This window comes from Paraburkholderia gardini, assembly GCF_907164575.1.
Lineage (GTDB): Bacteria > Pseudomonadota > Gammaproteobacteria > Burkholderiales > Burkholderiaceae > Paraburkholderia > Paraburkholderia gardini.
The window spans coordinates 40,080-47,130 of record NZ_CAJQYY010000036.1 but is presented as its reverse complement, the minus strand read 5'-3'; the positions used below and the strand labels follow the sequence as shown (position 1 = coordinate 47,130).

The following is a 7,051-nucleotide window of genomic DNA, read 5'->3' as shown; positions in this document are numbered from 1 at the left end:
CATTGATCACGCGGGCCTTCGCGGGAGCGCCCGCCACTATCGGGGTAAGCCGCAGGATCTGCACGTCGATGCTGCGATCGAGTGCGTCGTGGTCGCGGCCGCGTGCCCGTGCGAGCAGGTTTTCGCGGCTCACCGGCCGGTTCGGCGACGACCCCAGCGCGTGCAGCAGCAACATCTGCGCGGAATGCACCTCGACCGGCTCGCCGCGATGCAGCAGCGTCTGTGTGCCGACGTCGAACTGATATTCGCCGAAGCGCAGCCTCTGCGAGGTCACGGTCGGCACGCCCGCGGCCATTTTCTGGCGGCGCAGCAGCGCACGGATTCGCGCGACCAGTTCGTCGGGCAGGAAGGGTTTCGCAAGGTAGTCGTCGGCACCGGTTTCGAGGCCCACCACGCGGTCGACCGGATCGCCCTTCGCGGTCAGCATGAGGATGGGCAGCGTCTGTCCTTCGGCACGCAGCCGCCGGCATACCGTCAGCCCGTCTTCCGGTTCCATCATCAGGTCCAGCACGAGCAGGTCATACGGCTCGCGCTGCAGGTAGCGGTCGAGCTGCTTGCCGTCGGCGACGACGCGCACGTAGAACCCGTGACCGGTCAGGAACCGTTGCAGCATGTTGCGCAATTCGGCTTCGTCGTCCAGCACGATAATCCTGTTGACCTGGTCCATGACGCATCTCCGGCGCGCATCGGCATTCAGCGTGCCATTGCTCTCTGTTTCATCAGGTTTTCGATCTGCGACAGCGTGACATAACCGGCGTGCTGTGTGTCGATTTCGTCGAAATGCTTCGCGACCCCCGGCATGCCGGCAGCCGCCTGTTCACGTGTCAGCTTGCCGTCGTGCGTGGTGTTCGCGCTGGCAAAGCGCGTCTGCAATTGCTGCATCGCACGCTCGCCGCGCGTGGTTTCGCCAGGCGGAAGCGCGCCCTGGGCCGAAGCCGTTGCCGAAACAATACACAAGACAAGAATCGTGATCATCTTTTTCATCATCTACTCCGTGGTGTAGCCGACGCTCGTCGCCGGCAGGGTTGGCTAACTGATCTGACGTTGTCGTTACGCCCAGTGCGCCGGCACCCAGACGCGGCCGACCCAGTGACCCGGCACCATCACCGCGGCATGCGGCGCGGGTGCCACATAGACGGCTCGCGGCGCGACATACAGCGTGCGGGCCTGCGGTGCGATAAACACAACGCGCGGCGGAGGCGGCGCGACGTAGACGACCTTCGGCGGGGGCGGCGCGACATAGATGGCTTTCGGCGCGGGCGGTGCAACGTAGGCGACCTTCGGCGGGGGCGGCGGCACATACGCGACCGGCGGCGGCACGACGACGGCAGGCGGCGGCACGACGACGGCAGGCGGGGGTGCCACGACGACCGGCGCAGCTGCAACGACGACCGGCGGGGACGCGACCACGACCGGTGCGGTGCTCACGGCAACCGCGCCGCCGGTGGTTACCGTGCCGCCGTGCACAACCGTTGTGCCGCCACCCGTCGTCACTACACCGGGGGCCACGCGTGTCGCACTGCCTGAGTGGGCGACGGTTGCGCCGTCGGTGCCCGTCACGGTGCCGGAACGCACGCAGGCGGACCCGGCGCAGCTCGTCGATGCCGTGTGGCTGGTGGTGTTGCCGTTCGCACCGGTGATCGTGCCGGAGGACGAATACTGACCCGGGGCGTCGCGCGTCACGCTCCCCGAGGTGGTCGCGCTGTGGCCGTTGGAGCCGGTCAGACTGCCGGTGTGGTCACACGTGCCGCCTGCGCAACTCGTGTCGCCTGAGTGCTGGACCTGACGGCCGTTCGGGCCGGTTGCCGTGCCCGAATTCGAAAACTGGCCCGGTGCGGTCCGGGTCACCGTGCCACTGTTGGTGGCGATGCCGCCATAGGGATTCGCGACGCCGCCGGCGTGCGTGCAGCTGCCGCCTGCGCAGGAGCCGTAATGCGCGCCGTTATAGGTGCCGTGCGGCGTGTAGGCGCTACCGTGACCCGACCATCCCGCGAACGCGGGCGTGCTGACGGCGATGAGCAGCGAAGCGGTGGCTGCGGCAAGGTAATGGCGTTTCATCAGATGTCCTTCGGTTCGGTTCAGTCACGCACTGCGGCGTGGCAACGGGACGAACTATAGAAGGAGTGCGCGAAATAATCGCCGTGCAAAAGATGTCGCGGTGTTACACGGCGGCGGCGCTCCGTCAGCGTCTTACCGCACCGGGCCTCTACGACCGGCCTGCGGCGCCAGCCGGGCATCGCGGCCGAAATCCGGTGACATCTGGCGACATGGTTTTCGCATGGTTTTTATGCGGATGGCCCACTACATTAGCTTCACCCGACGCGATAGCGGCCTTTTCCCGCAGACGACGCGTCCCACCTGAACCGGTTATCTGCCCATCATGGTTACCACTGGAAAAATCGCGGTTTGTGTCACGTTGTTCGTCGTGGCCGTTTCGCTGGTCGAGGCCTGCGTGCTCACCCTTAAACAGCGCAATGGCGCGACGCCCTTCGACTGGTATGAAGTATGGATTTCGCTGGCCGACCTGGTCGGGCGCAAGCTGCTCGCATTGCTGCCGCTTTCGCTCGCAACGCCGGTTTTCGCGTTCGCCTGGGATCACCGGATTTTTACCGTCACACTCGACAGCGCGCTGATGGTGTTCGTGCTCTTTATCGGCCAGGAGTTCTGCTACTACTGGTATCACCGTGCGTCGCACCGCATCCGCTTTTTCTGGGCGACGCATGCGGTTCACCATTCGCCGAACCAGTTGACGCTTTCGTCTGCTTACCGGCTAGGTGTGACCGGCAAGCTGACCGGTTCGGCGATGTTCTTCACGCCACTCGTATGGCTCGGCGTACGCCCGGAAATCGTGCTTGCGACGCTGATGTTCAATCTGCTCTATCAGTTCTGGCTGCATAACACCTGGACGCCGAAACTCGGCTGGCTCGAATACGTGTTCAATACGCCGTCCGCGCATCGCGTTCACCACGCATCGAACGTCGATTATCTCGATGCGAACTATGGCGGCGTGCTCGTCGTATTCGACCGCCTGTTCGGCACGTACGTCGAGGAACGCGCTGACGAGCCGTGTCGCTACGGCCTCGTGACACCGACACGCTCGCGCAATCCGCTCGTCGTCGAGTTCGAACACTGGGTCAGTCTTGCGCGGGATATCGCATCGGCGGGCAGCGTGTGGACGGCGATCAGCTACGTGATCCTGCCGCCGGGCTGGCGTGCGGACGGTTCCAGCGAAACCACCGAAGAATTGCGTCAGCAGAAACTGGCCGCACGATGTGCGGTTCCGGTGCGCACGCAGGGACGATGAAGGGGACGTTGACGAAGGGCACCTGCCTGACAGATTCATCAGGCAACGCGATGCTTAAGATTTCCTTCAGGATGCGTCGATACTATCGCTCCTTGAACGGTGAGCGTGACGCGCTTGCGCGTATCGCAAGGCGCAGTGCAACCGTTCGCGCATCGCAACGCCAACACACGCGCACCTATGGAAAGCACGACTGGATTCCGTCGTGCGTATCGCGAGCCCATGTTCATGAATCATCCATTCAATATCGACAATATGTGTGTCAGTCGGGGACTTTCCATTTCTTTCATACAGTAGTGGAATCAGACAATGGCGGCTCATGCGTTGTCCGCAGTTCTATGGATGTTGCTAGCAGGCTGTTGCGCGGCGTCGCTGTATGCCGTATTTGCCGCGGTCGCCATGCCACTGTTTCCGAGACATCATTCCGCTAACGGTCATCACACGGCTCGACTGTTCGCCACGACCGGTATCAGTGTTCTCAAGCCGTTGTGTGGGGCGGAGCCGCGTCTCTACGAAAATCTCACGACGTTCTGCAAGCAGCGTCATGAACGTTTCCAGCTGGTGCTGGGCGTTTCGTCACAGGACGATCCTGCGGTTTCCGTGGTCCGGCGTCTGCAGGCCGCGTGGCCCGCGCACGATATCGAACTCGTGGTGAACGGGCGCGTGCATGGCAGCAACCGCAAGGTCAGCAATCTGATCAATATGGCCGAGCGTGCCCGATATGAAATGATCGTCATCGCGGACAGCGATATCGCTGTCCCGCCCGATTATCTCGACCGGGTCGCGGCGCCATTAAGCGATCGACACGTCGGCGTGGTCACGTGTCTGTATGTTGCACAGGGTATCGGCGGATTCTGGCCGCGTGTCGGTGCACTCTTCGTCAACGAATGGTTCGCGCCGTCCGTGCGTGTCGCGCACGCGACCGGCTCCCGCCGTTTCGGCTTTGGCGCAACGCTGGCGTTGCGCCGCTCGACGCTCGAACGCATCGGCGGCTTTAGCGCGCTGCGCAACTGTCTCGCCGACGACTACTGGCTCGCCGAGCACGTCCGCGCGCTCGGGTTGCGCACCGTGCTCTCGCGTGTGATAGTCACCACCGACGTCATCGAGCCGACGCTGGCGACACTATGGCAACGCGAGACGCGCTGGCTGCGGACGATCCGCTCGGTGCGGCCGCACGGCTTCGCGTTCCTGTTCATTACGTTCACCTCGCCCTGGCTGATGCTTGCCGCGTGTATCGCTTATGGACTTGAAGCCGCAACGGGCAGCGCGCATGGTCCGGCCGCACTGGCGAGCGAGGCGAGCATCATCGCGGGCGGTGTGGCGCGTGTGCTCCTGCACTGGCGCAGCGCGCGTCACGCAGGTACGTTCTGGCGCGATCTTGCGCTGACGCCGCTGCGCGATACGTTGCTGGCAGTGCAATGGTTCGCGGCCACGTTCGGTTCGCATGTCATGTGGCGCGGCACCCGCGTGCCACTGGAGGTGCCGGTGGAGCGGGACGTCAACGTCATGGAGACATCGGATGGCGGTTGAGGCACGGCAACTAGCGTCGTCACGCAATGAGATGATTCAGGCGGCAGGCGTTAAGGGCGAGCTTAAGGCGACACGCAGGCTGATCATTACCGCAGACGATTTCGGCTTGCACGGGCGTGTCAATCTGGCAGTCGAGTGGGCGCATCAGCACGGCGTTCTGACAGCCGCGAGCCTGATGGTCGGCGCGCCCGCTGCGCGCGATGCCGTGGAACGGGCGCGCGCGCTGCCGGATTTGCGCGTCGGACTGCATCTGGTGCTGGCCGATGGTGCTGCACTCACGCCGCGTGCGCTTATTCCCGCGCTGGTCGATCGCGAAGGCCGCTTCGGCAATAACATGGTGCTCGACGGCGTACGGTTTTTCCTGCTGCCGCATGTGCGCAGGCAGCTCACGCGCGAAATCCGTGCGCAGTTCGACGCGTTCGTAAAGACCGGCCTGACGCTCGATCACGTCAATACGCACAAGCATTTTCATCTGCATCCCACCGTGCTGCGGCTGATTCTGGAAATCGGGCGCGACTATGGCATGCGCGCGATGCGCTTGCCTTACGAGGTAAGCGCGGAGGTAAACGCGAAGATAAGCGCGAAGCCAGACGCACGAGTTGGCGGGCCACTCTGGTTGAAGCCGTGGATCACACACGTATGTCGCCAGCTCGATCGGGCTGGCATCGCCCATAACGATTACGTCGTGGGCATTGCCGGCTCGGGCCGGATGGACGAAGCGACGTGGCTTGCCGCACTGGCCGGTTTGCCTGAAGGTGTCGGCGAGATCTATTGCCATCCCGCGATAGCAGGCGAGGGTCCATTGAGTGACGGCATGCGCGACTATCGTCACGCAGACGAACTCCATGCACTGCTTTCACCTCGTGTTGCCGCCGCGCTATGCGCGTCCGGTGCGAAGCCGGGTGGCTTTGGCGACCTGTTCTGAATGTAAACGCCGGGAGGCGGGCATCCTTGCAGATCGCGCGCCTCCGGGGTCAGGCAGGCTTCACATCAACCGCAAGCCGGCTTCGCTTTCGTGCACGCTTCGGCGAGTTGGGGCGGCGGGTCTTTCTTGAACACGGTCTTGTATGCTTCGAGCACGTTCGACTGAACGACCGGCAACGATTGCACGCCGATCCACGCGGGCGGCGTCTGACCAATCAACGCTTTCATCATCGCCATTGCCTCGGCGACGCCCTGGTCGTACGGACGTTGCGAGCCCGTTGCCTTGAGCGGCCCGCCTCTCGCAATTTCAATCGCCGATTCCAGACCCAGATCGACCGTCGTCACCGGAATGTTCACGCCCTGCGCCCGCATCGACGTGAGCGTGTCGAGGGCAGGCTGATCCCATACCGCGAAGAGACCCTTGACGTCCGGATTGCCGGTCAGGAAGTCGCCGGCGATCTGGCCGACCTTCGACGGGTCCGTGAAGTCGACCTGCTTGATCCTGATGTCCGGACGGTTCTTCTTCATCCAGTCGTTGACGGCTTTCGTGCGTTCTTTCGTACTGAAGTAATCGACGCCGAAGTTGACGAGCCCGATCGTCGCGCCGTGCGGCACGCACGAAGCGAGCACCTTCGCGGCGATCTGGCCGTTGCCTTCGCTATCCGCTGAAATCATCGAGGCGTACTGTTCCGGATGCTTGAGCCCGGTCGGCACGTTGTCCATGAACACGAGCTTGATGCCGGCCGCGGAGACCTTCTTGTAGGTCGCCGCCGTTGCCGTGCCGTCGACCGGAATCGAAATGATTCCGTCCGGATGGCGCTGGATGGTGTTCTCGATATCCGCGATCTGCTTGTCGACCTGATACTCGGCGGAAGCCGTACCGATCACGTCGACGCCGTACTTCTTGAGCGTATCGGTAATGCCTTGTACCTGGAGTTGCGACCAGTCGAGATTCATCGTCTGCATCGAAATGCCGACCTTGAACTTGCCGGCCTTGACTTTGGCTGCATCGGCCGCGCTCAGTTGCACGGAATCGACCGAAGCGGCCTTTTCGCCGTTTGGCCCTTGCCCGATGATCGTTTTCGGGCCGATCGAAGCAACCGGCAATCCGGTCACGCATTGCGCGCTAACGGCAAACGAGGACAGGGCGGCAAGCGTTCCCGCTGCCATGACACTGGCTAAAACCATTCTAGAGCCACGACGATGATTCATGATTCTCCTCCGTTGGTCTTCATATCGGTGTTAAGTCCTCTGCCGCTTGCGGAATCCTGCAGACACGTCGCCAGGATTCCGGAA

The 7,051-nt window shown here is 63.0% G+C and carries 7 protein-coding genes; 3 read left to right on the top strand and 4 right to left on the bottom strand.

Annotated elements, in window-relative coordinates; translation table 11 throughout:
- The 3 genes from LPA34_RS24205 to LPA34_RS24195 form a co-directional block, all read right to left on the bottom strand.
- The coding region (locus LPA34_RS24205) for a response regulator (protein ID WP_228983182.1) at nt 1–667 on the bottom strand (667 nt) is incomplete at its 3' end.
- A gap of 26 nt (nt 668–693) precedes the next feature.
- Nucleotides 694–984 (bottom strand): EF-hand domain-containing protein, encoded by a 291-nt coding sequence (locus LPA34_RS24200; protein ID WP_228983191.1) that lies wholly within the window; start codon nt 982–984, stop codon nt 694–696.
- A 66-nt stretch (nt 985–1,050) separates the two neighbouring features.
- On the bottom strand, nt 1,051–2,058 hold the full coding sequence (locus LPA34_RS24195) for a hypothetical protein (RefSeq protein WP_228983177.1): 1,008 nt from the start codon (nt 2,056–2,058) through the stop codon (nt 1,051–1,053).
- A gap of 322 nt (nt 2,059–2,380) precedes the next feature.
- Between LPA34_RS24195 and LPA34_RS24190 the strand changes: the two genes are divergently transcribed.
- The 3 genes from LPA34_RS24190 to hpnK all read left to right on the top strand — a co-directional run bounded on the left by LPA34_RS24190 (nt 2,381) and on the right by hpnK (nt 5,756).
- Entirely contained in the window at nt 2,381–3,304 is a 924-nt protein-coding gene (locus LPA34_RS24190; RefSeq protein ID WP_228983174.1) for a sterol desaturase family protein, read from the top strand.
- Between the two features lie 306 nt (nt 3,305–3,610).
- The gene (gene hpnI, locus LPA34_RS24185) at nt 3,611–4,831 is read left to right on the top strand and encodes a bacteriohopanetetrol glucosamine biosynthesis glycosyltransferase HpnI (protein ID WP_228983171.1); all 1,221 of its coding nucleotides are present in this window, start codon (nt 3,611–3,613) and stop codon (nt 4,829–4,831) included.
- Between the two features lie 31 nt (nt 4,832–4,862).
- Nucleotides 4,863–5,756, top strand: coding sequence for a hopanoid biosynthesis-associated protein HpnK (gene hpnK / locus LPA34_RS24180; protein ID WP_228983168.1), 894 nt, complete (start codon nt 4,863–4,865; stop codon nt 5,754–5,756).
- 65 nt (nt 5,757–5,821) lie between these two features.
- Here the strand turns inward: hpnK and LPA34_RS24175 are convergent, their stop codons facing one another.
- Complete coding sequence (locus tag LPA34_RS24175; RefSeq protein WP_228983166.1) at nt 5,822–6,967, bottom strand: substrate-binding domain-containing protein; 1,146 nt, start codon at nt 6,965–6,967, stop codon at nt 5,822–5,824.
- Between the last annotated feature and the right edge of the window lie 84 nt (nt 6,968–7,051).